We start from the raw sequence: 24,834 nt of genomic DNA on the forward strand, positions 1-24,834 counted from the left end.
AAAATCGGCTGGTCCCCTAGAATAGCGGGGTGACTGAGCAGACTCCCTCCCCAGCAGCGTCCTCGACCGCCGAGCTCGACACCAATGACCAGCGCGCCGTGCGCATGGACAAGCGTGCCCGCCTGCTGGAGAAGGGGCTGCAGGCCTACCCTGTCGTGGTCGAGCGCACCAGCTCTCTGGCTGAGGTGCGCGAGCGTTTCCCCGACCTGGAGCCCGGCGCCTCCACCGGGGAGACCGTCTCGGTCACCGGACGGGTGATGTTCATCCGCAATACCGGAAAGCTCTGCTTCGCCACGCTCCAGGAGGGCGGCCCGCGGGGTCAGGGGACCCGGCTGCAGGCCATGATCTCCCTGGGTGAGGTGGGGGAGGAGGCGCTCGCCGACTGGAAGGCGCTCGTGGACCTCGGTGACCACGTCCGAGTCACCGGTGAAGTCATTGCCTCACGGCGCGGCGAGCTCTCCGTGATGGCCACGAGCTTTGAGATCGCCTCCAAGGCCATTCGTCCGCTGCCGGTGCTGCACGCTGACCTGAACGAGGAGACCCGGGTTCGTCAGCGCTACGCCGACCTGATTGTCCGCGACGAGGCCCGGCAGATGGTCTACACCCGAGCTGCCATCACTCGCTCCATCCGTGACACTCTGCACTCCCACGACTACGTCGAGGTGGAGACCCCGGTGCTGCAGCTGGTCCACGGTGGCGCTCACGCCCGGCCGTTCGAGACGCACCTCAACGCGTTCGACCAGGACATGACTCTGCGTATTGCCACCGAGCTCTATCTCAAGCGAGCCGTCGTCGGTGGAATCGACCGGGTGTACGAGATCGGTCGCGTCTTCCGTAACGAGGGTGTGGACTCCACCCACTCCCCGGAGTTCACGACCCTGGAGTCTTACGAGGCCTGGGCGGATATGTACGTGATGGCCGATCGCATGAAGGAGATGATCCTCAGCGCCGCCGACGCCGTCGGAGCCGGCCGCCAGATCGAAACCCCTCAGGGCACCATCAACCTCGACGGCGACTGGGCCTGGATCAGCGTCTACCCTGGCTTGTCCGAGGCGGTGGGACAGGAGATCACCCCGGAGACTGACGCGGAGACCCTTCGTCAGATTGCCGCCCAGCACGAGGTGAAGATTGACCCCGCATGGGACGCCCAGAAGCTCGTCATGGAGCTTTTCGGAGAGATCGTGGAGCCCACCCTGATTCAGCCGACTTTCGTCTGCGACTACCCGCCCATTGCCCAGCCTCTGGCGCGGCAGCACCGGGACAACCCGGACGTGATTGAGGCCTGGGATCTGATCATCGGCGGCATGGAGCGCGGCACTGCCTTTTCTGAGCTGGTGGATCCTGTGATTCAGCGGGAACGGCTAGTGGAGCAGTCCCGGAAATCAGCGGCCGGCGATGATGAGGCCATGCAGTACGACGAGGATTTCCTGCGCGCACTGGAGTACGGCGCCCCTCCGATGGGGGGCCTGGGGCTTGGCATTGACCGGTTGGTCATGCTCTTTACCGGCGCAGGAATCCGCGAGACCATTCTCTTCCCGCTCCTTAAGCCCGAGGCGTAAGGCGAATTCTCATGAATACCTTCTGGACCTATTTTGAAGTCCTGGCCCCCTCTATCGGCGTGGGTCTGGTCTTCTGGCTGGCCATTCGCTCGATTTTCCGCGCTGACAGGCAGGAACGCGCCACCGAAGCGCAAGTTCGACAGAGTCACGCAGAGAAAGACGATTAACCTGGTAGTTAGCTGGGAATTTTCGGCTTGCCCTTAAAACCGCTTTCTTGACACACTGGCCGCAATGCTAGAGCGTTCAAGCGCTGGTAGCATAAGTACTCATCCGCCCGCTCGGGCCTTCCCAAAGAAGAAGTATCCCGAGGGGCCTGTCATTGAGCAGTGAGGTGCTTTGAGTGGCTCAAAAAGTGGAAGTTGTCCTGGTCGATGATCTCGACGGCAGCGAAGCGAAAGAAACGGTCACTTTCGGCCTAGATTCTCGTCACTACGAGATCGATCTGTCCGAAGAGAATGCCAAAGAGCTCCGCGACACCCTGAAGAAGTACATTCGCAAGGGGCGCGCTGTTCCGCCGCCGTCGCCGCAGAACGAGGCCAAGGAAATCCGCGAGTGGGCAATCGCCAACGGCTATCAGGTCTCCAGCCGCGGGCGTCTGCACCGCGACATCGTTGAGGCCTACCGCAACGCCAAGAAGCGGTAGTCGCCGACCAAGCCCACGACGAACGGCCCGGCAGTCTGAGCACTTCAGGCGCCGGGCCGTTGTCGTCTTCGCCGAGTGCCCCGTCGTCGCACCTTTCCCCTGTGGCGAACAGGGGTGGAGACCTGCGGGCAGGGCCGTACTCTTGAGGTCTGGAGCATCAACGCTAGGAGTGTCTGTTGGCTATGTTCGAGAGATTTACTGATCGCGCCCGTCGCGTGGTTGTGCTGGCCCAGGAAGAGGCCCGCATGCTGAACCACAACTACATCGGCACCGAGCACATCCTGCTCGGCCTCATCCACGAGGGCGAAGGCGTAGCCGCCAAGGCCCTCGAATCCCTCGACATCTCGCTCGGCGGTGTACGCGAGAAGGTGCAGGAGAAGATCGGCCCCGGCCAGAACGCGCCCAGCGGCCACATTCCGTTTACCCCGCGCGCCAAGAAGGTGCTCGAGCTGTCTCTGCGTGAGGCGCTACAGCTGGGCCACAACTACATCGGCACCGAGCACATCCTGCTCGGGCTGATCCGCGAGGGCGAGGGCGTCGCCGCCCAGGTGCTCGTGGAGATGAACGCCGACCTCAACAAGGTTCGCCAGCAGGTCATCCAGCTGCTCTCCGGGTACTCCGGAGGAAGCCAGCAGGAGAAGGCCGGCGCCGGCGTCGGCAGCGGCGGTGGATCCGAGGGCGCCCCCGCAGGCTCCGTGGTGCTCGACCAGTTCGGCCGTAACCTCACCGCAGCTGCCCGCGAGGCGCAGCTGGACCCGGTAGTTGGCCGCGACTACGAGCGTGAGCGGGTCATGCAGGTGCTCTCCCGCCGTACCAAAAACAACCCCGTGCTGATCGGTGAGCCCGGCGTCGGTAAGACCGCCGTGGTGGAGGGTCTGGCCCAGGCCATCGTCAACGGCGATGTGCCGGAGATCCTCAAGGACAAGCAGCTCTACACCCTGGACCTCGGGTCTCTGGTGGCTGGCTCCCGTTACCGCGGTGACTTTGAGGAGCGCCTGAAGAAGGTGCTCAAGGAGATCCGCACTCGCGGTGACATCATCCTCTTCATCGACGAGATCCACACCTTGGTGGGTGCCGGTGCCGCCGAGGGCGCCATCGACGCCGCCAATATTCTGAAGCCGATGCTGGCCCGCGGTGAACTACAGACCATTGGTGCGACCACCCTGGATGAGTACCGCAAGCACATCGAGAAGGACGCCGCCCTGGAGCGTCGCTTCCAGCCCATCCAGGTGGCTGAGCCTTCGGTGGAGACCACCGTGCAGATCCTGCGCGGCCTGCGCGACCGCTACGAGGCCCACCACAAGGTCTCCATCACCGAGGAGGCCCTGGAGGCTGCGGCCAACCTGGCCCACCGCTACATCAACGACCGGTTCCTGCCGGATAAGGCGATTGACCTGATCGATGAGGCCGGTGCTCGTCTGCGCATCCAGCGGATGACCGCTCCGCCGGAGCTCAAGGAGTACGACGCGAAGATCGAGGACATCCGGCGCGAGAAGGAAGCCGCGATCGACGCTCAAGACTTCGAGGGTGCCGCCGCGCTGCGCGACAAGGAGCAGAAGCTCGTCGAGGAGCAGGCGGAGAAGAAGCAGTCCTGGGAGCGCACCAAGGATGACGAGATCGCCGAGGTGGATGCCGACCTGATCGCCGAGGTTCTGGCGTTCTCCACCGGCATCCCGGTCTTCAAGCTCACCGAGCAGGAATCCGACCGCCTCCGCCGCATGGAGGAGGAGCTGCACAAGCGGGTTATCGGCCAGGACGAGGCCGTCAAGAGCCTCTCCCGTGCCATCCGCCGCACGCGTGCGGGTCTGAAAGATCCCAACCGGCCTTCGGGAAGCTTTATCTTCGCCGGGCCCACCGGTGTCGGCAAGACCGAGCTGGCCAAGGCTCTGGCAGAGTTCCTCTTTGGTGACGAGGACGCGCTCATCACCCTGGACATGTCGGAATTCTCCGAGAAGCACACCGTCTCTCGCCTCTTCGGTGCCCCTCCCGGCTACGTGGGCTACGAGGAGGGCGGACAGCTCACCGAGAAGGTGCGGCGTCGTCCGTTCTCCGTGGTGCTCTTCGACGAGGTGGAGAAGGCCCATGCGGATCTGTTCAACTCTCTGCTGCAGATCCTGGAGGACGGCCGTCTGACCGATTCTCAGGGCCGTGTGGTGGACTTCAAGAACACCGTGATCATCATGACCACGAACCTGGGCACCAGGGACATCTCCAAGGGCGTGATGACGGGCTTCACCAGCTCCGAGGACACCACTACCAACTACGAGCGGATGAAGGGCAAGGTCAACCAGGAACTGCGTCAGCACTTCCGTCCTGAGTTCCTCAACCGCGTGGATGACACCATCGTGTTCCCGCAGCTGGAGCAGTCCGAGATCGTCAAGATCGTGGATCTGTTCGTGGATCGCCTTCGCAAGCGCCTTGCTGAGCAGGCGATGACTCTGGAGGTCTCCGGACCGGCGCGCGAGTTCTTGGCTGACAAGGGCTACGACCCGGCGATGGGCGCGCGTCCGCTGCGTCGGACCATCCAGAGCCTGATTGAGGACCAGCTCTCCGAGCGCATCCTCTACGGCGAGATTCCGCATGGTGCAGAGATCAGCATCGGGCTTAAGGGTGAAGGCGCAGACCGCGAGCTGACCTTCGACTGGAAGCTGCCGGCTGACCAGATCGAGGCCGCTGAGGAGCCTGCAGCTATCGAGAGCTGAGACCCGAGCAACCAGCGTATTCCTCTTCAGGGGGCCAGTCCTACGGGGCTGGCCCCCTCGTGTGCTCGGTAGTACTTGCCGTTTCGGCTTCTTGAAGGAATGGCCCCGTACGCCGCGTTCATCTGCGTGCCCATCTATGCCGAGGAGGGGATCTTGGGGACGCACCGTGATCGACGACTCTGCGACTGCCGGGTGTCACAGACGCTGTCCCACCCCGCCAGTAGGCTGGTCCAGACGGCCGGCGCCCCGGCCGGTCGCCACCACAGAGCAAGAGAGCAGAGCAATCAGTGGCCAAGAGCAAGTCCTCCAAGACTGCACCGACGTTTGAGTGCAGCGAATGCGGATGGCAGACCGTGAAATGGGTCGGCCGCTGCCCAGAGTGCCAGTCCTGGGGCACCGTTCAGGAGAAGGGGCAGACCGTGGCGCGCACGACGGCGGCCACTCACCTCGCAGCACCCGCCAAGACGATTGCTGAGGTGGACTCCTCGGTGGCGGAGTTCCGCGCCACCTCCATCGGTGAGCTTGACCGGGTGCTCGGCGGAGGGCTAGTCCCCGGAGCCGTGATTCTCATGGCGGGTGAACCCGGCGTCGGGAAGTCCACACTGCTGCTTCAGGTCGCCTCTGCGGTGGCGCGGACCCACCCTTCTGAGTCAGTCCTTTACCTCACGGGCGAGGAGTCCGCGGCACAGGTGAAGAAGCGTGCCGAGCGCATCGACGCGCTCGCCGGGAGCCTGTACCTCGCCGCGGAGTCAGATCTGGGGCAGGCGCTGGGCCAGATCGAGCAGCTGAACCCTCAGCTGACCATCATGGACTCCGTGCAGACCTTCTCCTCCGCGGAGGTGGAGGGCGCCGCCGGGGGCGTGACCCAGATCCGGGAGGTTACGGCCTCCATGATCGAAGCTGCCAAGCGCAAAAACATGACCACGATCCTGGTCGGGCACGTCACCAAGGACGGCAGTATCGCGGGCCCCCGCATGCTGGAGCACCTGGTGGACGTGGTGTGCCAGTTCGAAGGTGACCGGCACTCCCGCCTGCGTCTGCTGCGCGCGGTGAAGAACCGCTACGGTCCCACCGACGACGTCGGATGCTTTGACCTCAACGAGGACGGTCTGACCTCCCTGCCGGACCCTTCCGGGCTCTTCGTCTCCGCCATGACGGAGCGTGTTCCGGGCACGTGTATCACCATCACGCTGGAAGGCCGACGGCCCCTCACCGCGGAGGTCCAGGCACTAGTTGCGGAGTCTCAGGCTTCCCAGCCCCGCCGTGCCGTCTCCGGCCTGGACTCCCCGCGCGTCTCGATGCTGCTCGCGGTGCTACAGCGCCGGGCCAAGCTGGCGACCCTGATGAAATCCGAGGCGTATGTGGCCACGGTCGGGGGGGTGAAGATCACGGAGCCCGCCGCAGACCTTTCCATTGCTCTTGCCGTGGCATCCGCCGCGCTGGAGAAGCCGCTGCCCAATAAGTTCCTTGCCTTCGGAGAGGTGGGCCTCGCCGGGGAGGTACGCCCGGTCTCCGGTCTGCGCCGTCGCCTGCAGGAGGCCAAGCGGCTCGGCTTCACCCATGCCATCGTGCCGCGCAGCACCGGCACCAGTGAGCAGGAGACCATCCCCGCCGGCATGACCGTTCGCGAGGTGGGGTCGCTTCCGGAGGCGCTGAGCCTCGTCCTCGCCTGACTGCCCTGGTCGGTGAGGAGGACAGCTCCGTCGAGCCCGCCCTGAACCAAGAACTATCGGATTTGCGGTGCCCTTCCGGGCTTTTCGGCCCGGTGGGGGCAGTGAATCCGACACTGCAGGGGCTTAGCCCTAGGAGCACCTCGGGGAGAGTTCGCCCTAGGGCCACCTCGTGGAGTGGCGCGGTCTCCCCGCCCGCGGGACTAGCTCAGATCCGGGAGCTGGGTGTCGGCGTCGTCGTGGTCCAGCCCGGTGGCCTCCAGAAGGTCCACCACCATGGTGCGCAGCAGCAGCACTAGGGTCTCGCCCTCCAGATCGTCAATGTTCAGCCGCCGCGGATGCAGCTGCGCGGCCGCGGCGGCCAGGGACTTCTGGGCCGCGTTCATTCCTCGATCGAATCCGGGGCCCGTCTCGCGCACCGCGCGTGAGAGCAGCATGGAGGCATCGGCGAGCTCATCAAGCAGATGCGCCAGGCTCTGCATACCCTCGTCGCTGAGCGTGGCGTGGTCGATGGTGCTGACGGCGCGGCGCACCATCACGCGCAGGCTGCGCACCGCTAGGTCCAGCTTGTCCGCCGTGCGCTCGAGCCGCCGCATGTAGCTGCGGTGCCTCCGGTGGGCGGGGGAGTAGCGGGTCAGTTCACGCGCCGCAGCCAGGGCGCTGGTGACGTCGTTGATCTTGGGCTGAATGCCGCGCGAGCGGATCAGCGCGTGCCAGGCCTCACGCGAGTCTGAGCTGCGCACCGCAGAGGCAGTTTCCCGCAGGGCGCGCGTGAGCTCGTCGGTGACCCCGCGAATCTCGCGCAGCGGCTCCATACGTGGGTCCTTGGGGGTCAGCAGTGCAATGGCCAGCGCGGTCGCGCCGCCCACCACGGCATCGGCGCTGCGGGTGAACGGCCCCAGCGGCGAATCCGTGGGTGCCGGCAGCAGCACCACCAGCAGCGCCTGGAGGCCCATCTGCATGGCAAACGTGGGCCCGGAGTCGAGGAACCGCGCCAGCATGATGGAGAGGAAAAGCACGACGACGGCGACGGACCAGCCCTGCCCGAACACGTGAACCAGCATGTCGCCGATCAGCACGCCAAAGGTGCAGCCAATGGCGACCTCCAGGACCTTGCGCAGCCGGGGCTCCTTGGCGAAGCCCATGGCGATGAGCGCGGCCACCGCGGCGAAGATCGGAGCGTCATGCCCGAGCAGATTCTCGGCCAGCAGGTAGGCGCCCACGCCGGCTGCGGTCATCTGCAGCGCGGGGATCACGGACCGGCGGGCGCGCACGAACCCCGCACGGGAGCGGTTCATGGTGAACCGGGTCCCCGAGCGGAGGAGGTGGCGCGCGTAGCCGAATCGCTTCGAGGTCACCTGAGAAGTCTAGTTCTTCACTGCGCCCCGGGTGAGGCGGGAAGCACCTGATGAGACGGGTCCTGCGGGGAGTCCAGCAAGCCGGGCAGGGCGATGACCGTCTCGCCCGGCTCCTCGGGGTCCGTGCTGATGCCGCGCACCGCCAGACCGTCGGCCACCAGTGATTCGAGGCAGCGCAGCCGCTGCTGGGCAGTGGCCTCAGGAAGCGGCAGCTGGTCCAACAGGCGCCACTGAAGCACGGGCCGGCCCTGTCGCAGTGCGGCCATGATGGCTCCGCGCACCTGCCGGTCGGTGCCGGCCCAGGCCTGGCCCCGGGTCTTCTCCTCCTCGGTGGCCGGGGGCGAACCGGCCAGGCGCCACGCGCACAGGTCCGCTACCGGACAGGACGCGCACCGGGGCGCTCTTGCGGTGCATATCAGTGCCCCCAGCTCCATCGCGGCGATGTTCCACGTGCAGGCCAGGGCGCCGTCGTCGTCGAAGGTTGCCGGCATCACCTCTCGAGCCAGCTGGCGCTGGGCCGCGGTGTAGGTCTTGCCCGGAAGGGCTTTGCCGCTGAACACCCGGGCGTGGACACGGCGAATATTGGTATCGACCACCACCTCGGGCCGCTGAAAAGCGAAGCAGGCCACCGCTGCAGCGGTGTACTCCCCGACCCCGGGAAGGTCGCGCAGCTCCTCGGCGGTGGTGGGAACCTCACCGCCGTGACGCTCGACCATCGCCGCCGCCGCGGCCTGCAGGCGCAGCGCTCGGCGAGGGTAGCCCAGCCGGTCCCACACGGTCAGGATCTCAGCCGCCGGAGCCGCCGCTGTTGCCGCGGGTGTCGGCCAGCGGTCCATCCACTCCAGCCAGCGCGGGAGTACGCGGGCCACCGGAGTCTGCTGCAGCATGACCTCGCTGACCATGACACCCCAGGGCGAGCATTCGGCCCGCCGCCACGGTAGGTCCCGGGCCGCGTGTGCATACCAGTCCGCCAGGCGCTCGTGCACCAGCCCCGCTTCAGTCATAGGCCACCATTCTAGGAGGGGCGCCTTGGGTCTCAGAACCGGAATCGTCGTCGTGCCCAGAGGGCCACATAGACCAGTCCCACCAGCACGGGCACTTCGATCAGAGGGCCGACGACGCCGGCAAGCGCCTGACCGCTGGCAGCACCGAAGGTGGCGATCGAGACCGCGATGGCCAGCTCAAAGTTATTGCCCGCCGCGGTGAAGGACAGGGTGGTGGTGCGCTCATATCCCAGGCCCAGCGCCCATCCGATCACCATTGAGGCACAGAATGTGCTCACGAAGTAGACCAGCAGCGGCACCGCAATCCGTGCCACGTCCCACGGGGCGGCCAGCACCTGCTCGCCCTGCAGAGCAAAGAGCATCGCGATGGTGAACAGCAGGCCGTAGAGCGCCCACGGCCCCAGCCTCGGCAGCACCTGGGACTCATAGGCCTCCCGGCCCATCCGACGCTCGCCCAGCCACCGGGTGAGAAAACCTGCCAGCAGCGGAAGGCCAAGGAAGACGAGCACCGAGAGCGTGATGGACCAGAAGGAGAACTGTGCCGAGGTGGTGGGCAGCCCGAGCCAGGCCGGCAGCACCTGCAGGTAGAACCAGCCGAGCACGCCGAACATCAGGACCTGGAACACCGAGTTGATGGCCACCAGCACGGCCGCGGCCTCCCGGTCTCCGCAGGCCAGGTCGTTCCAGATCAGGACCATGGCAATGCAGCGCGCCAGTCCCACAATAATGAGTCCTGTGCGGTACTCCGGCAGATCCGGCAGGAAGATCCAGGCCAGAGCGAACATCAGTGCCGGGGCCAGCAGCCAGTTGATGACCAGTGAGGTGATCAGCAGGCGGCGATCGCTCAGCACGTGAGCGGTCTCTCCGTAGCGGACCTTGGCCAGCACGGGGTACATCATCACCAACAGTCCCACGGCGATGGGCACGGAGACCCCCGCCACTTCTACAGCGTGCAGCGCCCGCCCCAACCCGGGGACGACGACGGCGCAGCCCAGTCCCAGCGCCATGGCCGCCAGAATCCAGACCGGCAGCAGCCGGTCCAGGGCGGAGAGGCGCCCGGTGACGGCCACGGGGGACGGGGCTGGCTGGCTCAGCGTCATGGAGTACTCCTGGATCGAGGAACGTCGATCTGGAGTATTCCCCTCTTCATCGATATGTGTCAATATTGATCTATGTCGATGAATGCGACGTCCCCGTCGCCCCGCCAGGGGCTTTCCCGTCAGGAGGCATCATGTCTGCGTCACCTCACCCGCTGAAAACCGCGAAGACAGAGGAATCCTTCGGCTGCTGCACGCCTGCGGTCCCTCCCCCGTCCCTGGAGAGCGAGGACGCGGTGGAGCTGGCGGCACGCTTCAAGGCGCTCGCCGATCCCAACCGCCTGATCCTGCTCTCGCTGATTGCCGCCGCAGAGAACGGCGAGGCCTGTGTCTGCGACCTCACCGCCCCGGTCGGCCTCGGTCAGCCCACGGTCTCCCATCACCTCAAGATTCTCACCGACGCCGGGTTTCTCACCCGCACTAAGCGGGGTACCTGGTCCTACTACGCCGCCGTCCCCGGCGCCCTGCGCGTGCTGTGCGAGGACCTCTGCTCGGACACCTCGCTCAACGCCGTACTGACCAGCTCGCCGGAGGCGGGATCAGGGCAGGTCGCTGCCGAAGCCAGCAAGGAGTGCTGCTGATGACGGCGCAGACCTCCTCGCCGGCAGGTGCTCGGCCTGCGGTCCTATTCGTCTGCGTGAAGAACGGCGGCAAGTCACAGATGGCCGCCGGACTGATGCGCAAGGTGCTCGCCGACGCCGGGACTCCCGATGCCGTCATGGTCGCCTCCGCGGGTACCCGCCCGGGAAGCAGCGTCAACGCGCTCTCCGTGGAGGTGCTTGCCGACGTCGGCGTCGATATCTCTGCTCAGGTGCCGCAGCAGCTGACCGAGCGTGCCATGCATGAAGCGGGCTACGTCGTCGTCCTGGGTTCAGAGGCCCAGGTGGAGCCGCCTGAAGGCGTGACCCTCGAGCGCTGGGAGACCGATGAGCCCAGTCTGCGCGGCATTGAAGGGCGCCAGCGCATGGAGCTGATCCGCGAGGACATCTACGCCCGGGTCCAGAAACTGGCTGACCGGCTGCGCAGCTGAGGAGGCGGATCGTCTCAGCCGGCGGAACCTGCGGCATTGCGGGGCGGCCATGCAGGGCTCGCCATATATTCTGGAGGGCATGAATTCTCAGCCCCGCCGCCGGCCGTCCCCCGCGGTCTACCGCCGGCGCCGGCTCGTGGTGGGGCTAGCCGGGATTCTGGTGCTGGTGCTTCTCATCTGGGGAGTCTCCAGTGTGATCGGCGCCTTCACCAACGACGACGCCGAAACGGAGCCCGCGGGCCAGGCCTCGGATTCCTCCGGTGAGGCAGAGGGTGATTCTGCAGGGTCGGAGTCCGGCGGCGAGGGAGAAGCGTCCAGCCCCAGCCCTACCGCGGAATCCTCTCCTACCCCGGAGGAGGAGCCCGTGCCTGAGGGGTACTGCGCCCCCAGTGACGTGCGGGTGACCGCCTCCACCCGGCAGGAGACCTATGCCGCGGATGAGGCTCCGCTGCTGATCATGGAGATCGAAAACGCAGGGTCCGAGGCCTGCACTCTGGACGTCGGGACCTCGCAGCAGGTCTTCTCCATCCGCCACGGCGGTCGCGAGATCTTCAACACCGCCCAGTGCGGAAGCCGCGGGCGTTCCCTGGAGATGGAGTTCGAGCCTGGCCAGACCGAACGTGCTCAGCTGACGTGGCCGCGATCGGACTCCTCCATCAGCTGCACCGAGCCAGCCGAGCTTCCCGGCGGCACCTACGAGCTGACTGTGCGGGTCTCCGGCATCAGCTCGGAGCCATACCCATTTGAGATGAAGGGCCACGAGTCATGAGCGATTCCCCCAGCCACCACAACCAGCGCAAGGGATTCACCGTCCGTCCGGCCCGAACCACCGATGTCCGTTCCATCATCGAGATGGCTGGCCCCCTCGTGGAGAAGCGCCTGCTGGTGCCCAAGGAAGCGGTGGCCTACTACGAGTCCATCCAGGAGTTCCTGGTGGCCGTGGACGACGACGGCACACTGATTGGCTTCGGCGCGCTGCACGTGATGTGGGAGGACCTCGGCGAGGTGCGCACACTGGCCACCGACGGCTCCTGGCGTGGCCGCGGCGTCGGCTCTGCCCTGCTGCGTGGACTGCTGGAGCGGGCCCGCTCCCTGGGCGTTCAGCGCGTCTTCTGCCTGACTTTTGAAGTGGAGTTCTTCACCCGTCACGGCTTCAGCGTCATGGAAGAGCAGTCCGCGGTGGATCCGGAGGTCTATGCCGAACTGCTGCGCTCTCCCGATGAGGGCGTGGCGGAATTCCTGGACCTGGCCCGCGTCAAGCCCAATACCTTGGGCAACACCCGGATGATCCTCCACTTCACCGACTGAACCGTCACAAGTGACTCCCGAGTAGGCGATTGACTGTTCCAGTTCAATTCCAGCTCATTCGTTCACCAACTGTTCACTTTTTAAGCACCTGCCGGTCACCTGAAATGGCCTCTCTCTTCACCTGGGACTCTTAGCGTGGCATCTGGTTCGCGAACGGTTGCCGGTTTCTCTTAACGGAAGCCGCGAACAGTACCCCAAGCCAAGCACCTAGGCACCGGACACAAGAACTCGTCCGACTGCGCCAAACCTGAGAGAGGGACAACGTGAAGGTAGCAAGCTTCGGTCGCGCAGCGGCCATCCTGTCTGTGGCATCGCTGGCACTGGTTGCCTGCGGCGACGACAACGGCGACGGCGGAAACGACGCTGAAGAGAACGGCAGCACCACTGAGAACGGCGCCAACGGCGGCGGCGAAGGCGGCGAGGCCGGCGGCGACCTGGCAGGTGCTGAAGACGTCTCGGGCGACTACTACGGTGGCGGCGCCTCCTCTCACGAGACCGCCATGCTCGAGTGGATCTTCGCCTTCGAGGAGCAGTCCGGCGGCGCAGCCGTTGAGTACGCCTCCGTCGGATCCGGCAACGGCCGTTCCGGCTTCCTCTCCGGTGAGTACCAGTTCGCAGGCTCCGACGCTGCGATGAGCTCCGAGGAGTACGAGGAGTCCACCAGCCAGTGCGGCCCCGACGGCGCGTTCCACCTGCCCACCTACATCGCTCCGATCGGTGTGGCCGTGAACGTCGACGGCATCGACGAGAACCTCAACCTCGACGCCGACACCCTGGCTTCCATCTTCTCCGGTGAGATCACCTCCTGGGACGACGAGGCTATCGCCGAGCACAACGAGGGTGTAGACCTGCCCTCCACCCCCATCACCGTGGTGCACCGCCAGGACAACTCCGGCACCACCGAGAACTTCACCGAGTACCTGGAGCAGGCCTCCAGCAACTGGGAGTGGGAGGCCAGCGGTGACTGGCCCTCCGAGATCACCTCTGAGTCCGCTGAGGGCACCGGTGGCGTGATCGGTCTGGCCGCCGACATTGACGGCGCTGTCACCTACGCCGACGCTGGCCGCATCGACGACAACTTCGTCATGGTCAACGTCGAGGTCGGCGGCGAGTACACCGAGCTGTCCCCCGAGGCTGCTGCCACCGCAGTGGGCGCTTCTGACCGTGTCGAGGGTGGCGCACCCAACGACATGGCTTTCGAGATCGCCCGCGACACCGAGGAGCTGGGTGCTTACCCGATCGTCCAGATCGCCTATACCATCTGGTGCAACGAGTACCCGAGCCAGGAGGAGGCTGACTTCGCTCAGGCCTTCGCCGCCTACATCGTCTCCGAGGATGCTCAGAACCTCGCCTCCGACCTGGCCGGCTCCGCGCCGATCAGCGACGAGCTGCGTGACGAGGCCCTCGAGGCCATCAGCCAGATCTCCGCAGGCTGATCAACGGGACTGGTCACAGTCCCCGCTTAACGTGGCTTGATCCGTCAGGCCATTCTCAATGGTGCGAGTGAAAATACGGACGTCGGGGTCTGGACTTAGGGGGCTGTCACAGTCTCCTAGGCCAGGCCCCGACGTCCGTAGCCAGCACCGATTCTTGATACCTGCGCCATTGGCAACTATGGACTTTCAACGCATCCTCGTAAGGGAGACCACGTGAGCTCGGACGAGTCACAGTCATCCGGACACACCGTCCAGACCCGGAGCAGCCGCAAGGCTGACCGAAACAGCGCGGCCGGCGAGAACCGTCTGGTCTCGGGAGACAAGGCCGGCGCCGGTCTGGACCGGGGTTTCGCCGGACTGGCCCGCTTCGCCGGCATCGGCATTCTGATCATCCTGGCGTTCGTGGCCTTCTTCCTGGTGTACAACTCGTGGGGAGCCATCTACCACGACCAGGACGGTCAGGCGGACACCGCCAGCTTCCACATCGGTGAGTTCCTCAGCCACGCCTGGCCGCTGGTCATCGGCACCGTCATCGTCTCGGTGATCGCGCTGCTGATCGCCGCGCCCATCGCCATCGGTGTGGCCCTCTACATCTCGCATTACGCTCCGCCGCGGGCCTCCCGCACCATCGGTTACATCATTGACCTGCTGGCTGCGATCCCCTCCGTCGTCTACGGCGCCTGGGGTATGACCTTCCTGGCGCCGACCCTGGTGCCCTTCTACGGCTGGCTGAACGAGTACCTCGGCTTCATCCCGATCTTCGGCGGAGCGCCCTCCCCGACGGGACGTACGGTCATCACGGCAGGCGTCGTCCTCTCCGTGATGGTGCTGCCGATCATCACCTCCGTCTGCCGCGAGATCTTCATCCAGACTCCCAAGCTCCACGAAGAGGCAGCACTGGCCCTGGGGGCCACCCGCTGGGAGATGATCAAAATGACCGTGCTGCCTTTCGCGCGCGGGGGCATCATCTCCGGCATCATGTTGGGCCTGGGACGCGCGCTGGGCGAGACCATGGCCGTGGTGCTGGTGCTGTCCTCCGGACCCATCGCCTGGTCCATCATCCAGTCGGGACGCCACGACACCATTCCTTCGAACATCGCCTCGAACTTCCCGGAGTCCCGGCAGGGCTCCGTGCACTGGCACGAGCTCATCGCGATCGGCCTGGTGCTGTTCATCATCACGCTGCTGGTCAACATGATCGCCCGCTGGATCGTGGCCCGCCACAAGGAATTCTCAGGAGCCAACTGATGTCAGAGAGCACCAGAACCAAAACCCCGACACCGGCCTCCGTGGACGGTCCCGCGGGAGCTCTGCAGGAGGAGCAGGACCCCACTGAGCTGCTCCGGCCCAACAGCCTCACCGGCAACATCCAGCCCCGCTGGTTCCTGCCCGCATGCGCCGCCGCGGCCATCGTCCTCGGCTTCGCCCTGATGGTGCTCTTCGCAGACAACGAAGAGTTCAGCATCAACTGGGCGCTGTGGTTCATCTTCGCGGCCATCATCCACCTGGCGCTGGCCTACTTCATCACGCTGGCCCGCATCAACCGGCGCAAAGCCACCGATATGCTCTGGCGCAACGTCATCTACCTGGCGTTCGTGCTGGCGCTGCTGCCGCTGGTGTCGGTCATCATGTCCGTGGCCATCGTCGGGGTCCAGGGCCTGACCAACGCGGGCTTCCTGACCAGTGACATGCAGGGCATCAACGCCAGCGCCGACGCCGGCACCCAGGACGGGGAGCACGGAGTCCTCGGAGGTATCCGCCACGCGATTATCGGCTCGCTGATCATCACCGTGGTGGCCACCCTCATCTCGGTGCCTGTGGGTCTGCTGACCTCCATCTACCTGGTGGAGTACTCCCAGGGCGGACCGCTCTCCCGGGCCATCACCTTCTTCGTCGACGTGATGACCGGTATCCCCTCCATCGTGGCCGGCCTCTTCGGCGCTGCGGCCATGACCACCTTCCTCAGCCTTGCCGACTCGATCGGTCTGCCGGTGCCCGGGCGTTCCACCATGGGCGTCACTGCGGCGATCGCCCTGAGCGTGCTGATGATCCCCGTGGTAGTCCGCACCACCGAAGAGATGCTGCGCGTGGTGCCCAACGAGCTGCGTGAGGCGTCCTACGCCCTCGGCGTGCGCAAGTGGCGCACTATCCTCAAGGTGGTCATCCCCACCGCCATCTCGGGCATCGCGGCCGGTGTGACGCTTGCTATCGCCCGCGTCATCGGCGAGACGGCGCCCATCCTGCTCACCGCGGGCTTTGCGACGCGCGTGAACTGGAACCCCTTCGAGGGATGGATGACGACCCTTCCGGTGTTCATCTACCAGCAGTTCACCCGACCGCTGCACCCCACCTATCACGACCCGTCCTTCCAGCGAGCATGGGCGGCCGCATTGGTCCTGATCCTCATCGTGATGGCCCTGAACCTCATCGCCCGCATCATCGCCACGATCTTCGCCCCCAAGAAGACCGGCCGCTAGAACTCGCCGAAGAAGAAAGAGTGAGATAACAGACATGTCCAAGAGCATCACCGCCAAGAATCTCAACGTCTACTACGGTGACTTCCTTGCGGTCGAAGGCGTCAACATCGAGATCGCCGCAAAGTCCGTCACGGCATTCATCGGTCCCTCCGGCTGCGGCAAGACCACGTTCCTTCGCACCCTGAACCGCATGCACGAGGTGCTGCCGGGGGCACGCGTGGAGGGCGAGCTTCTGCTCGATGACGACAACATCTACGGTCCCGGCGTGGACCCGGTGACCGTGCGCACCATGGTCGGCATGGTCTTCCAGCGCCCCAACCCGTTCCCCACCATGAGCATCCGTGAGAACGTACTGGCCGGCTATAAGCTCAACGGCGCCCGGATGTCCACGTCCAAGGCCGATGAGATCGTGGAGACCGCGCTGCGCGGCGCCAACCTCTGGAACGAGGTCAAGGACCGCCTGGACAAGCCTGGTTCGGGCCTCTCGGGCGGCCAGCAGCAGCGCCTCTGCATCGCCCGCACCGTGGCCGTCAAGCCCGACGTGATCCTGATGGACGAGCCCTGCTCGGCACTGGATCCCATCTCCACTCTGGCGATCGAGGACCTGATCAGCGAGCTGAAGAAGGAGTACACGATCGTGATCGTGACTCACAACATGCAGCAGGCTGCCCGTGTGAGCGAGAAGACTGCCTTCTTCAACATTGCAGGCACCGGCAAGCCCGGCAAGATGATCGAGTACGCCGACACCACCACCATCTTCAACAACCCCTCCAACGAGCAGACTGAGCGCTACGTCTCCGGAAAGTTCGGATAAGCCTCGCCGCTCGTCACCGATGAAGGCCGTCTCCCCATCAAGGGGAGGCGGCCTTTGTCTATACCAGCAGCAGGGGGCTGATGGTGAGGGTGAGGATCACCGTCAGCAGCCCGGTGACCACGGGGGTGGCGGCCCAGTACGCCCCTATGCGACGGAACTGCCGCCAGTTCACCGTGGCGAAGCGCTGGTTGGAGCCGGCGCCCATGATGGAGGATGCCGCGGTGAGCGAGGTGGACAGGGGCAGAGACAGTCCCAGCGAACCAAGGTGGAGCAGACCTGCCGCCGTCGTGGCGGCCACCGCACCGCGCAGCGGGTCTACGGCCACCAGCCTGTGAGCCAGGACATGGCCGATCCGCCAGCCGCCGGTGAGGCAGCCGGCACCGATCAGAAGCGCGAAGGCCACATAAGCCAGCGGCATCCACGAATCGGCGTCCTCAATGCCGGCCGCCGTCAGTGCCAGCAGCAGCAGGAACGAGAACCGCTGCCCCTGCTGCAGCCCGGTACCCAGGGACGTCAGCCCCACGCAGACGGACTGCACGGCGCGGCCCACCCGGTTGACGCTTTCAGGGTCCTCGCCGCTGGCCAGCTTGGCCGCGCCAAAGACCAACAGGTAGGCGATGGCAAAGGCCACCAGCGGAGAGACCAGCAGCGTCAGAAGCGGGGTCATCCAGGGCAGCGCGAGAACTCCTGAGGTGTCCAGGTCACCCACCGCGGCGGCCCCCAGAGCTCCACCGAGCAGCGCTGCAAGCAGGGCATGAGTGGTGGAGGTGGGCATGCCCTTGAGGTAGGTGAAGATGTTCCACGTCAGCAGGGCAGCCAGTGAGCTGAGGACCACCGTGAGCACCAGGCGGGGCTCCATGCTGGGGAACTCGAACCAGGAGTACAGGTGGATGCCCAGAGGCAGGGCAACCAGCACACCGAGCGTGTTGAATCCGGCGGCCAGACGAGCGGCGATCTTCGGGGTCAGGGCCCGGGTGCGTACCGGCAGCGCAATGGAGTTGGCGACGTCGTGGAGGCCCGCCACATAAAGCGTCGGCGCCATGACGACGCCGACGAGGATCAGGAGGAGCAGCTCGACCACTTAGACGATGTCACCCGCCCAGCGGTACGAGGCGCCGCACTGCAGAGCGCCCACGCTTATGACTCCCGCACGATGATCGCCCCGCAGGTCACCGCAACAGAGCGCTGGGCATGCACCGCGGCGAGGATCTGCTCGGCGATCTCGGTCTGCTGCAGCGCGATGTTCGGCTGGAAAGCGGTGTCGGTGGAGGTTACCCAGTCGCGGTGGGTGCGGTTGGCCTGCTTGGCCAGCCGCTGGACCTGCACCCAGTACTCCTCCAGGTGATCGAAGTCATCGAGCACGCTCATGGCCGCCACGGTCAGCTCGGCCTGCCGGGAGAGCGTCTCCACCTGCGAGGCGCAGGAGGAGGGAAGCTGCAGGTTCTTGCGGGTGATGATGAGGTCACCGGCCGCGGTGACGTGCTCCATCACGCGGTTCAGCTGCTGGGAGAGCATGTAGATGTCCTCACGCGGCAGCGGTGTGAGGAACACGCTGCGGATCTGAGTCATCAGGTTGAAGTGAAGGTCCATCACCTGGCCTTCGAGGCTCAGCAGTTCTTCGCGCTGAGCAGCCCGCTCAGAGGAGGGGGTGCCCAGCAGCTGGCTGAGCAGGCCGACGCCGTCGGCCACGCGCCGAGCGATCTCGGCGAGCAGGCCAGTGGTCTTCAGCTGGCGCTGGCTTTTGAGCGCGATCATGCAGTGAAAGCTCCCGGAAGCGAGTGAAGGTGAACAGAAGGTGACGTACGAGCCTGAAGTGTATAGCCAGAACGTTAACGAGGCTCATTCTGTGACGGGATGGTGGAACGATTCAATCCCGCGGAGAACGGACGATCGGGATTCCCGTGCTGGTCAGGTCGCCCGATCAGCGTGGCCTGATCGAAGAAAAGAAGGTGGGTGCCGGACTGGGAACGCCTCACGGCGCGTGGCCGCTCGCAGCGGCTAATGGTTGGAGCCCGGGGGTTACCTGCAGCCCGGCACCCGCATTACAGTGTCCTCGGGGTGGCCCCTTCAGGTCAAACGCAAGCAGCTCCGGAGACCAGGGGTCACGGATAGGGGCGAAGAATCTCACGTGACGGCATCCATCGCGCACGCCGCTGCGCGAGGCCGCGGCGCGGATTGCGGGTGATCAGCGCAGGTGGCGCGAGGTGGTATCCGGGGCTAGGGCCATCATGACGACCACGGCGGCCACCACCGCGGCCAGGCAGACGGCGAAGGCCCCGGCCAGACCCAGAGCCGGTTCCATCCAGGTGATGAACACCAATGGGCCCAGGCCCGCTCCCACCCGGGAGATCGTGGAGGCCCAGCCGAACCCGGACCCGCGCAGGGCGGTGGGGTAGAGCTCGGAGACATAGGCATAGAGCACCGGGATCGCGATCTGCACCACCAGGCCGAAGCCCAGCAGCAGCCCCAGCACGGCCCCGGGCAGATGCATGTTCCAGCCCAGCACCACCAGGAGTGCAGCGGAGGCCGGTGCACTGATCGCCAGGAGGTACCGGCGCCCGGTGAACTCGACCAGTGCTGTGGAGATGATCACCCCGAGGATGCCCACAGCCGCCATGCCGGCGGTGCGGATGAAGGATTGGGACTCCTCGTAACCGGCCTCAATCAGTAGGGTCGGCATCCACTGCAACGCAATGTAGTAGACGGTCATGATCGCCAGGAAGAGCACCCAGGAGACTGTGGTGATGCGCCAGCTGTGGGTCCACACCGCGCGCAGCTGCTCCCAGACCGCGCGGTAGCTCATGGGCCGGCCCGCCGTCGTCGTGTCGATCCGGTAGTCCCGGGGCGCGGCCCCGGTGCGGACCACCAGATCGTCGATGACCTTGCGGGCCTCGGCTTCGCGCCCCTGGCGTATTAGGTAGAGCGGGGACTCGGGCACCCAGAGCCGCACGGCGAAGACCAGCAGGGCCGGAAGGATCATAGCCAGCAGCGGCAGCTGCCAGGCGCTCCACACAGCCAGCAGGCCCGCCGAGACGAAGAAGGCACAGGCTGCGCCGATGGGCCACCAGATGTCCATGGCGGTGAGCACGCGTCCGCGGTGCTTAGCGGGCGTGAACTCGCTGACCAGCGCGTAGTCCACCGGGATGCAGCCACCGAGTCCGACGCCGGCGAGGAACCTGAACAGCAGGAACCACTCCAGGGTGTTGGTCGCCGCCCCGGCGATGGTGAAGATCGAGAAGATCAACAGGGTCCAGGCGAAGGCCTGCTTGCGGCCGATACGGTCGGCGATGGTGCCCCAGAGGACTGCACCCACAGCCATACCGATGAGATTGGCGGTGCCGATCAGCGCAGCATCAGCGGCGGTGATGTCCCATTCGGCGGTGAGCAGCGGGATGAGCACACCGTTGAGGGACACGTCCCAGGCGTCGAACATGAAGCCCAGGCCGCCGATGAGGAAGATGCGCCCTTGGGCGCGCCAGCGCCACGGCAGGGTCTGGACAATCTCTTCGCCGGTGGGCAGCGAATGCCGCGCTGTCTGCGCTGATGTGCTCACAGCCAGCGAGTGTACGCCTGTGCGTCAGGCGGTTGAGGTGCGCCGCCGCATCGAGTGGAAGATTTTTCCGGGTTTTGGGCCGAAAACACCGGATTTTCTCGGAGGATTCTTCCACTCGATGTGCCGGATACTAGTCGGCTGCCGAAATCATCGAGAGGGAGTCTGCGGCCTGCTCGCGCAGCTCCTCTGGAATCGGTACGGTGCCTCCGAAGTCGGCTACCAGCTCCTGGGCCTCCTCGGAGTGGATGTACTCGGCAAAGGCCGCCGCCAGCTCGGCCTCCTCCTCGGTGGGGTATTCGGTGCACCATGCGGTGTAGGTGATCCTGACCAGCGGGTAGTCGTCGTAGAGCTGAACGTAGTCGTGGTTGAGCACCAGGTCGTGCTCGGCGGCGCCGTCGACTGACTGGATCGGCACGTCGCTGAGGTACAGGCCCACAGCCTCCTCGCTGGGCTCTACGTAGTTCTCCTCGAGCCCCAGGGCCACCACGGTGAAGTCGGGGTCAACCACGGCCCAGTCCACGTAGCTGATGGCGCCCTCAGCCTCCTCCACGGCCTCGAGCACGCCGAAGGTGCCCTGCGCGGTTTCGGCGGCGATGTCCTCGGGCCATTCGGCGTCTGGGTCCCACTCCCAGGTATCGGGTGCGGCAGCAGCGAGGTAGGAGGTCATGGTCTCGGTATCCCCGGCCAGCTCCTCGCGGTGAACCACTGTAATGGGAGTATCGGGAAGGTCAGCATCGGGGTTGTGCTCAGCGATGGAGTCGTCGTCCCAGGTGGTGATCTCCCCAGAGAAAATTTGGGCAAGGGTCTCAGGGCTGAGGTTCACGGTCTCGATCCCGGGCAGATTGGTCACCACTGCTAGGGGACGTGCTGCGGTGGGCAGGTGGAAGGCGCCGTCGGGACCGCAGATCTCCTGCGACTCTTCGATGTCCTCCTCGCTGAGTGGTTCATCGAGTCCCACAAAGTGAACGTCCCCGGAGAGGAACTCCTCAGCGCCGTTGAGCGAACCGATGGGGGAATAGGTGACGACGCCGCCCTCGGCCTCCTCGAATTCCAGCACCCAGTCATAGAGGACCAAGTCCAAGGTAGAGGAGCCGCTGCCGAGAAGCTCCTCGTCGAATGCGCTGGCTTCCTCCTCGTCCTCCTCGAAATCTTCGGTGGGCCCCTCACTCGGCACTGGTTCGTCGGTGGGTGTCGGTTCCGGTGATGGAGTCGGTGTCGGCTCGGTGCGCTCGCGGGTCTCGGAGGTGCGCACTTGATCGTCGTCGTCATCTCCTAGCACCAGCAGCAGCACTAGCGTGGTGGCCCCAGCGAGCACCAGCGTCCACACCACCACGACGGCGGTGATCAGTGTTGTCCTGACCTTATCGGCCATACCGTGTCTCCGTTCCTCTCCCCGTGTCAGCCCCGTTCCCTCGGGCACCAGTGTATGGAGGAGACTGGAAGGGGTGAAGGGGAGCGCACGGGCACGGCGAGCCGCGTGGGAGCCAGTGTCCTGGTGGGGCGAGGTTCAGTCGAGGGTGCCGGCCCGGTAGGCGCGGGCAGAGGATTCGAGCTCTTCTGCGGTGCCCACCAGCTGAGAGGCCTTGGAGGTGAGTCGCCGGGCTTCGGCGGGGGCGACGTGGTGCCGATCGGCCCACAGCGCCTGGCCCCGGGCGATGACCCGGCAGAAGGCGGCGGCACGGTCAAAGGCGACGTCCACGTCACCGGAGTACATCCCGGCCAGAAGCATGTCGGCCAGGCGGGTCATCTCTTCGGCCGTCGGCGGGTCTGCCACGCCGGCGATCACTGAGGGGGCGGAGTGGCTGCGCCCCAGCCGGTAGTACTCGCTCATGCGCTCGGGGCTCTTCTGCACCGCGCTGCGCAGCGCATAGATGCGCCACAGTGAGCCCGCCAGAGACCGGGCGGGGGAGTGGGACCACAGCTCCGCGATCGCCTCGATGCCTTCGGTCTCGGCAAGGCGCACGAACCTCTCGGTCACTTCCGGATCGGCGGTGCCGCGGCCGCGGTTAATCAGCGCGTGGGCGGTGTCGTGTGCGGCCTGGGAGATCTCGGCGGGATCCGCGCCGCCCTCCCGGCGGTCGAAGGAGGCCGGGTCGCTGTAGACCGGGCGCCTGAAGCGCTGGTTCTGGCTCATCGTGCTCCTTCGTTGAACTCGTGCCGGGATACGTCCCTTCAGGCGTATCGCGGAGGCCTTCCAGGGGCCGAATACTATGCCGCACCTGGTAGTGGGTGGGCAAGTGTCCACCTTATGCCCAGGTTCTGTTTCGACAGTGGTGAGGGATACGGAAGCTCACCAGAGAGGATACGCAATGCAGGACGCGACGACGGCGCACCGTGAGCCGGCGGGGTGGGAGCCCGGGGGCCGGAACTTGGGGCGGGGTCAGAGCCCCTCGAGGAAGCTCCGGCAATGAAGCCGCAGGGACGCATCCGCTCGCAGCTGTCGAATCACCGAGGGCGCGGCGTACTGGGAGGCGGGGTGGCCGCCGCACTCTTGCTGGCCGCCTGCGCTCCCGCCGAAGAGCCTGAGGGGGCGTCGTCGTCGGGCGAGCAGCAGGAGGCAGCCGAGCTTCCCGAGGACGCGCAGGACGACGACGTCGTCGACTCTCCCGCGGAGTTCTGCGCCTCAGGGCCGGAATCCCAAGCGCCGGAGTTGCAGGAGGAGGACGAGGAGCGGATCGAGGATCTTCGAGTCTCCATCGGCGATGACCCCGTAGCGGTCCCGATGCCGTACCTGGAGCAGCTCGAGGGCGACGCCGACTACGTGGCGCCCAGTGCTGAGGGGCCGGCGGAGAATGTGCCGGCGCCGCGGATCCCAGCGCTGCTGTGTGAGGACAGCGTTGAGGGGCGTATGGCCGCGCTGAGCTACTGGTCAGAGGTCATGCTCTACAGCGAGCTCAGCCGCGACCCGCATCTTCTGGAGCAGCTGCATGCGGAGGACTGTTACGGGTGCGAAGACCTCGTGCAGGGGTTGGAGAGCATCGCGGAGAACGATGAGTGGGTGGTGGGTGATCCGCTGGAGGTGACCCTGCATATGTGGATGCCGGGTGAGAACCCGGACCATCTGGCGGCGTTCCTGGAGACTCACAGAGCTGACTTCACTTACTACCGCGGGGAGGGCGATGCGGGTTCGGAACGCGCCGAGGAGCGGTCCACGGCCGCGGTGGAGTTCGTCTATGACGAGCAGGATGGTCATTGGAAGCAGGCCGCCCAGCTGGATGCCGCCATGGGGGACGAGGCGTTGGAGCGGATGCAGCAGGATGAGCCGGAGGCCGCCGAGATTCAGGCTCCGGAGATGCCCGGGGAGGTCCGGGAGAATTCACCCGAGGGTGCACTGGCGGCTCTGGACTACTGGTTCGAGCTGTTCGACTACACGCGGGTCACGGGCGATACCGAGCCCATTGAGATGATGATGGATCCGCGGAGCGACCGGCTTCCGGAGCTGTTTATGTCCACGGTGGCGCTAGTGGAGGACGGCGCGGTGATCGAGTTGGACGGTGAGTCCCGCGCGGAGGACGTCAGGGTCTACCTCGAGGCGGTGCAGACGGAGGACGCGGCCATGATCGAGCTGCACCTGCATGAAGCCGGTTTTGACGCCTATGAGGGCGCTGAGCACCTGGGTGCCCATGACGGGTTCGAAGGGGTGGTGACCTATGCGCTCTTCTACCACGACGACGTCGGGCACTGGCAGGTCTTTGAGACGGTCTCGGCGAGCATGGAGGAGATCTTCGCCGAGGGCGAGGTAGAGGCCGGGGAGCCTGACCTGACCCGCGACTGAGGACGCGTGACCGAGGGGCGCGAGTTCACGGCGCGAACGGGGCCGAGCGGGGGTAGGGGGAGGTGCGGTAGCATGGAGGCTGGCCAATTTCGGCCGCACCTCACACAGACCAGGGCCTTTAGCTCAGTTGGTAGAGCATCGGACTTTTAATCCGCTGGTCGCGGGTTCGAGCCCCGCAGGGCCCACCCTATGAGGTTTGTTCCAATAAGGCGTCCAAAGCGAACTTTGTGACTCTTGCTGGAGCAGCCTCCCACAGAAGGCGTCGCCCATTCGGGCGGCGCCTTTCTTGGTTCCAGGCGGTGCTCCTGGGTGGTGCTTGGCCCAGGCATCAATAGCTTTCTCGCGCGTGCGCTTGAAGCGCCCTGGGTTTGATGGAGACTCCATTGCTGGGAAAGGATCATGGAGTCA

General features: G+C 65.7%; 21 protein-coding genes, 1 tRNA gene and 1 pseudogene. 15 read left to right on the forward strand and 8 right to left on the reverse strand.

The features are described 5' to 3' along the window. Nucleotides 1-29: 29 nt before the first annotated feature. The 5 genes from lysS to radA all read left to right on the forward strand — a co-directional run bounded on the left by lysS (nucleotide 30) and on the right by radA (nucleotide 6,577). Nucleotides 30-1,559, forward strand: a complete 1,530-nt coding sequence (lysS, locus tag RH857_RS08660) for a lysine--tRNA ligase (protein WP_310537580.1) — start codon at nucleotides 30-32, stop codon at nucleotides 1,557-1,559. 11 nt (nucleotides 1,560-1,570) lie between these two features. Then, nucleotides 1,571-1,726: a hypothetical protein gene (locus RH857_RS08665; RefSeq protein ID WP_310537581.1), complete on the forward strand. Its 156-nt coding sequence runs from the start codon at nucleotides 1,571-1,573 to the stop codon at nucleotides 1,724-1,726. A 173-nt stretch (nucleotides 1,727-1,899) separates the two neighbouring features. Further along, nucleotides 1,900-2,202, forward strand: a complete 303-nt coding sequence (locus RH857_RS08670) for a histone-like nucleoid-structuring protein Lsr2 (RefSeq protein WP_310537582.1) — start codon at nucleotides 1,900-1,902, stop codon at nucleotides 2,200-2,202. A 182-nt stretch (nucleotides 2,203-2,384) separates the two neighbouring features. Beyond that, the gene (locus RH857_RS08675) at nucleotides 2,385-4,904 is read left to right on the forward strand and encodes an ATP-dependent Clp protease ATP-binding subunit (protein WP_310537583.1); all 2,520 of its coding nucleotides are present in this window, start codon (nucleotides 2,385-2,387) and stop codon (nucleotides 4,902-4,904) included. A gap of 287 nt (nucleotides 4,905-5,191) precedes the next feature. After that, the gene (radA, locus tag RH857_RS08680; RefSeq protein WP_310537584.1) at nucleotides 5,192-6,577 is read left to right on the forward strand and encodes a DNA repair protein RadA; all 1,386 of its coding nucleotides are present in this window, start codon (nucleotides 5,192-5,194) and stop codon (nucleotides 6,575-6,577) included. Nucleotides 6,578-6,777: 200 nt separating this feature from the next. Here the strand turns inward: radA and RH857_RS08685 are convergent, their stop codons facing one another. The 3 genes from RH857_RS08685 to arsB are packed head-to-tail and all read right to left on the reverse strand — an operon-like array spanning nucleotide 6,778 to nucleotide 10,036. Further along, the gene (locus RH857_RS08685) at nucleotides 6,778-7,932 is read right to left on the reverse strand and encodes an FUSC family protein (protein WP_310537585.1); all 1,155 of its coding nucleotides are present in this window, start codon (nucleotides 7,930-7,932) and stop codon (nucleotides 6,778-6,780) included. Between the two features lie 17 nt (nucleotides 7,933-7,949). After that, the gene (locus RH857_RS08690) at nucleotides 7,950-8,936 is read right to left on the reverse strand and encodes an iron-sulfur binding domain-containing protein (protein WP_310537586.1); all 987 of its coding nucleotides are present in this window, start codon (nucleotides 8,934-8,936) and stop codon (nucleotides 7,950-7,952) included. A 32-nt stretch (nucleotides 8,937-8,968) separates the two neighbouring features. Beyond that, nucleotides 8,969-10,036, reverse strand: coding sequence for an ACR3 family arsenite efflux transporter (gene arsB / locus RH857_RS08695; protein ID WP_310537587.1), 1,068 nt, complete (start codon nucleotides 10,034-10,036; stop codon nucleotides 8,969-8,971). Nucleotides 10,037-10,167: 131 nt separating this feature from the next. Here arsB and RH857_RS08700 point away from each other — a divergent pair. The 8 genes and pseudogenes from RH857_RS08700 to pstB form a co-directional block, all read left to right on the forward strand. Then, nucleotides 10,168-10,500, forward strand: a pseudogene (locus RH857_RS08700) (ArsR/SmtB family transcription factor); the annotation flags it as partial. 113 nt (nucleotides 10,501-10,613) lie between these two features. Beyond that, nucleotides 10,614-11,063, forward strand: coding sequence for an arsenate-mycothiol transferase ArsC (locus RH857_RS08705; RefSeq protein WP_310537588.1), 450 nt, complete (start codon nucleotides 10,614-10,616; stop codon nucleotides 11,061-11,063). A 79-nt stretch (nucleotides 11,064-11,142) separates the two neighbouring features. After that, a complete protein-coding gene (locus RH857_RS08710; RefSeq protein ID WP_310537589.1) occupies nucleotides 11,143-11,832 on the forward strand; it encodes a hypothetical protein in 690 nt (229 codons plus the stop codon). Further along, entirely contained in the window at nucleotides 11,829-12,371 is a 543-nt protein-coding gene (locus tag RH857_RS08715) for an amino-acid N-acetyltransferase (protein WP_310537590.1), read from the forward strand. The genes RH857_RS08710 and RH857_RS08715 overlap by 4 nt, the downstream gene beginning before the upstream one ends. A gap of 263 nt (nucleotides 12,372-12,634) precedes the next feature. Next, nucleotides 12,635-13,807, forward strand: a complete 1,173-nt coding sequence (locus RH857_RS08720) for a phosphate ABC transporter substrate-binding protein PstS (protein ID WP_310537591.1) — start codon at nucleotides 12,635-12,637, stop codon at nucleotides 13,805-13,807. A gap of 306 nt (nucleotides 13,808-14,113) precedes the next feature. Then, nucleotides 14,114-15,055, forward strand: a complete 942-nt coding sequence (gene pstC, locus RH857_RS08725; protein WP_310537601.1) for a phosphate ABC transporter permease subunit PstC — start codon at nucleotides 14,114-14,116, stop codon at nucleotides 15,053-15,055. Next, a complete protein-coding gene (gene pstA / locus RH857_RS08730; protein WP_310537592.1) occupies nucleotides 15,055-16,284 on the forward strand; it encodes a phosphate ABC transporter permease PstA in 1,230 nt (409 codons plus the stop codon). Before pstC ends, pstA begins: the two co-directional genes overlap by 1 nt. Before the next feature lie 34 nt (nucleotides 16,285-16,318). Next, the gene (gene pstB / locus RH857_RS08735; protein ID WP_310537593.1) at nucleotides 16,319-17,098 is read left to right on the forward strand and encodes a phosphate ABC transporter ATP-binding protein PstB; all 780 of its coding nucleotides are present in this window, start codon (nucleotides 16,319-16,321) and stop codon (nucleotides 17,096-17,098) included. A 58-nt stretch (nucleotides 17,099-17,156) separates the two neighbouring features. On the opposite strand, the gene RH857_RS08740 is transcribed toward pstB, so the two are convergent. From RH857_RS08740 to RH857_RS08760, 5 genes are all read right to left on the reverse strand, one after another. Next, on the reverse strand, nucleotides 17,157-18,179 hold the full coding sequence (locus RH857_RS08740; RefSeq protein WP_310537594.1) for an inorganic phosphate transporter: 1,023 nt from the start codon (nucleotides 18,177-18,179) through the stop codon (nucleotides 17,157-17,159). Between the two features lie 56 nt (nucleotides 18,180-18,235). Then, nucleotides 18,236-18,853 (reverse strand): DUF47 domain-containing protein, encoded by a 618-nt coding sequence (locus tag RH857_RS08745; protein WP_310537595.1) that lies wholly within the window; start codon nucleotides 18,851-18,853, stop codon nucleotides 18,236-18,238. A 430-nt stretch (nucleotides 18,854-19,283) separates the two neighbouring features. Beyond that, complete coding sequence (locus tag RH857_RS08750) at nucleotides 19,284-20,651, reverse strand: MFS transporter (protein ID WP_310537596.1); 1,368 nt, start codon at nucleotides 20,649-20,651, stop codon at nucleotides 19,284-19,286. Nucleotides 20,652-20,781: 130 nt separating this feature from the next. Beyond that, nucleotides 20,782-22,023, reverse strand: a complete 1,242-nt coding sequence (locus RH857_RS08755; RefSeq protein ID WP_310537597.1) for a phosphate ABC transporter substrate-binding protein PstS — start codon at nucleotides 22,021-22,023, stop codon at nucleotides 20,782-20,784. A 135-nt stretch (nucleotides 22,024-22,158) separates the two neighbouring features. Beyond that, nucleotides 22,159-22,785, reverse strand: coding sequence for a hypothetical protein (locus RH857_RS08760; protein WP_310537598.1), 627 nt, complete (start codon nucleotides 22,783-22,785; stop codon nucleotides 22,159-22,161). Nucleotides 22,786-23,058: 273 nt separating this feature from the next. Between RH857_RS08760 and RH857_RS08765 the strand changes: the two genes are divergently transcribed. Both RH857_RS08765 and RH857_RS08770 read left to right on the forward strand, forming a co-directional pair. After that, nucleotides 23,059-24,426, forward strand: coding sequence for a DUF6318 family protein (locus RH857_RS08765; RefSeq protein ID WP_310537599.1), 1,368 nt, complete (start codon nucleotides 23,059-23,061; stop codon nucleotides 24,424-24,426). 112 nt (nucleotides 24,427-24,538) lie between these two features. After that, a tRNA-Lys gene (locus tag RH857_RS08770) sits at nucleotides 24,539-24,611 on the forward strand. Nucleotides 24,612-24,834 lie beyond the last annotated feature (223 nt).

Source organism: Nesterenkonia flava (assembly GCF_031432335.1).
Lineage (GTDB): Bacteria > Actinomycetota > Actinomycetes > Actinomycetales > Micrococcaceae > Nesterenkonia > Nesterenkonia flava.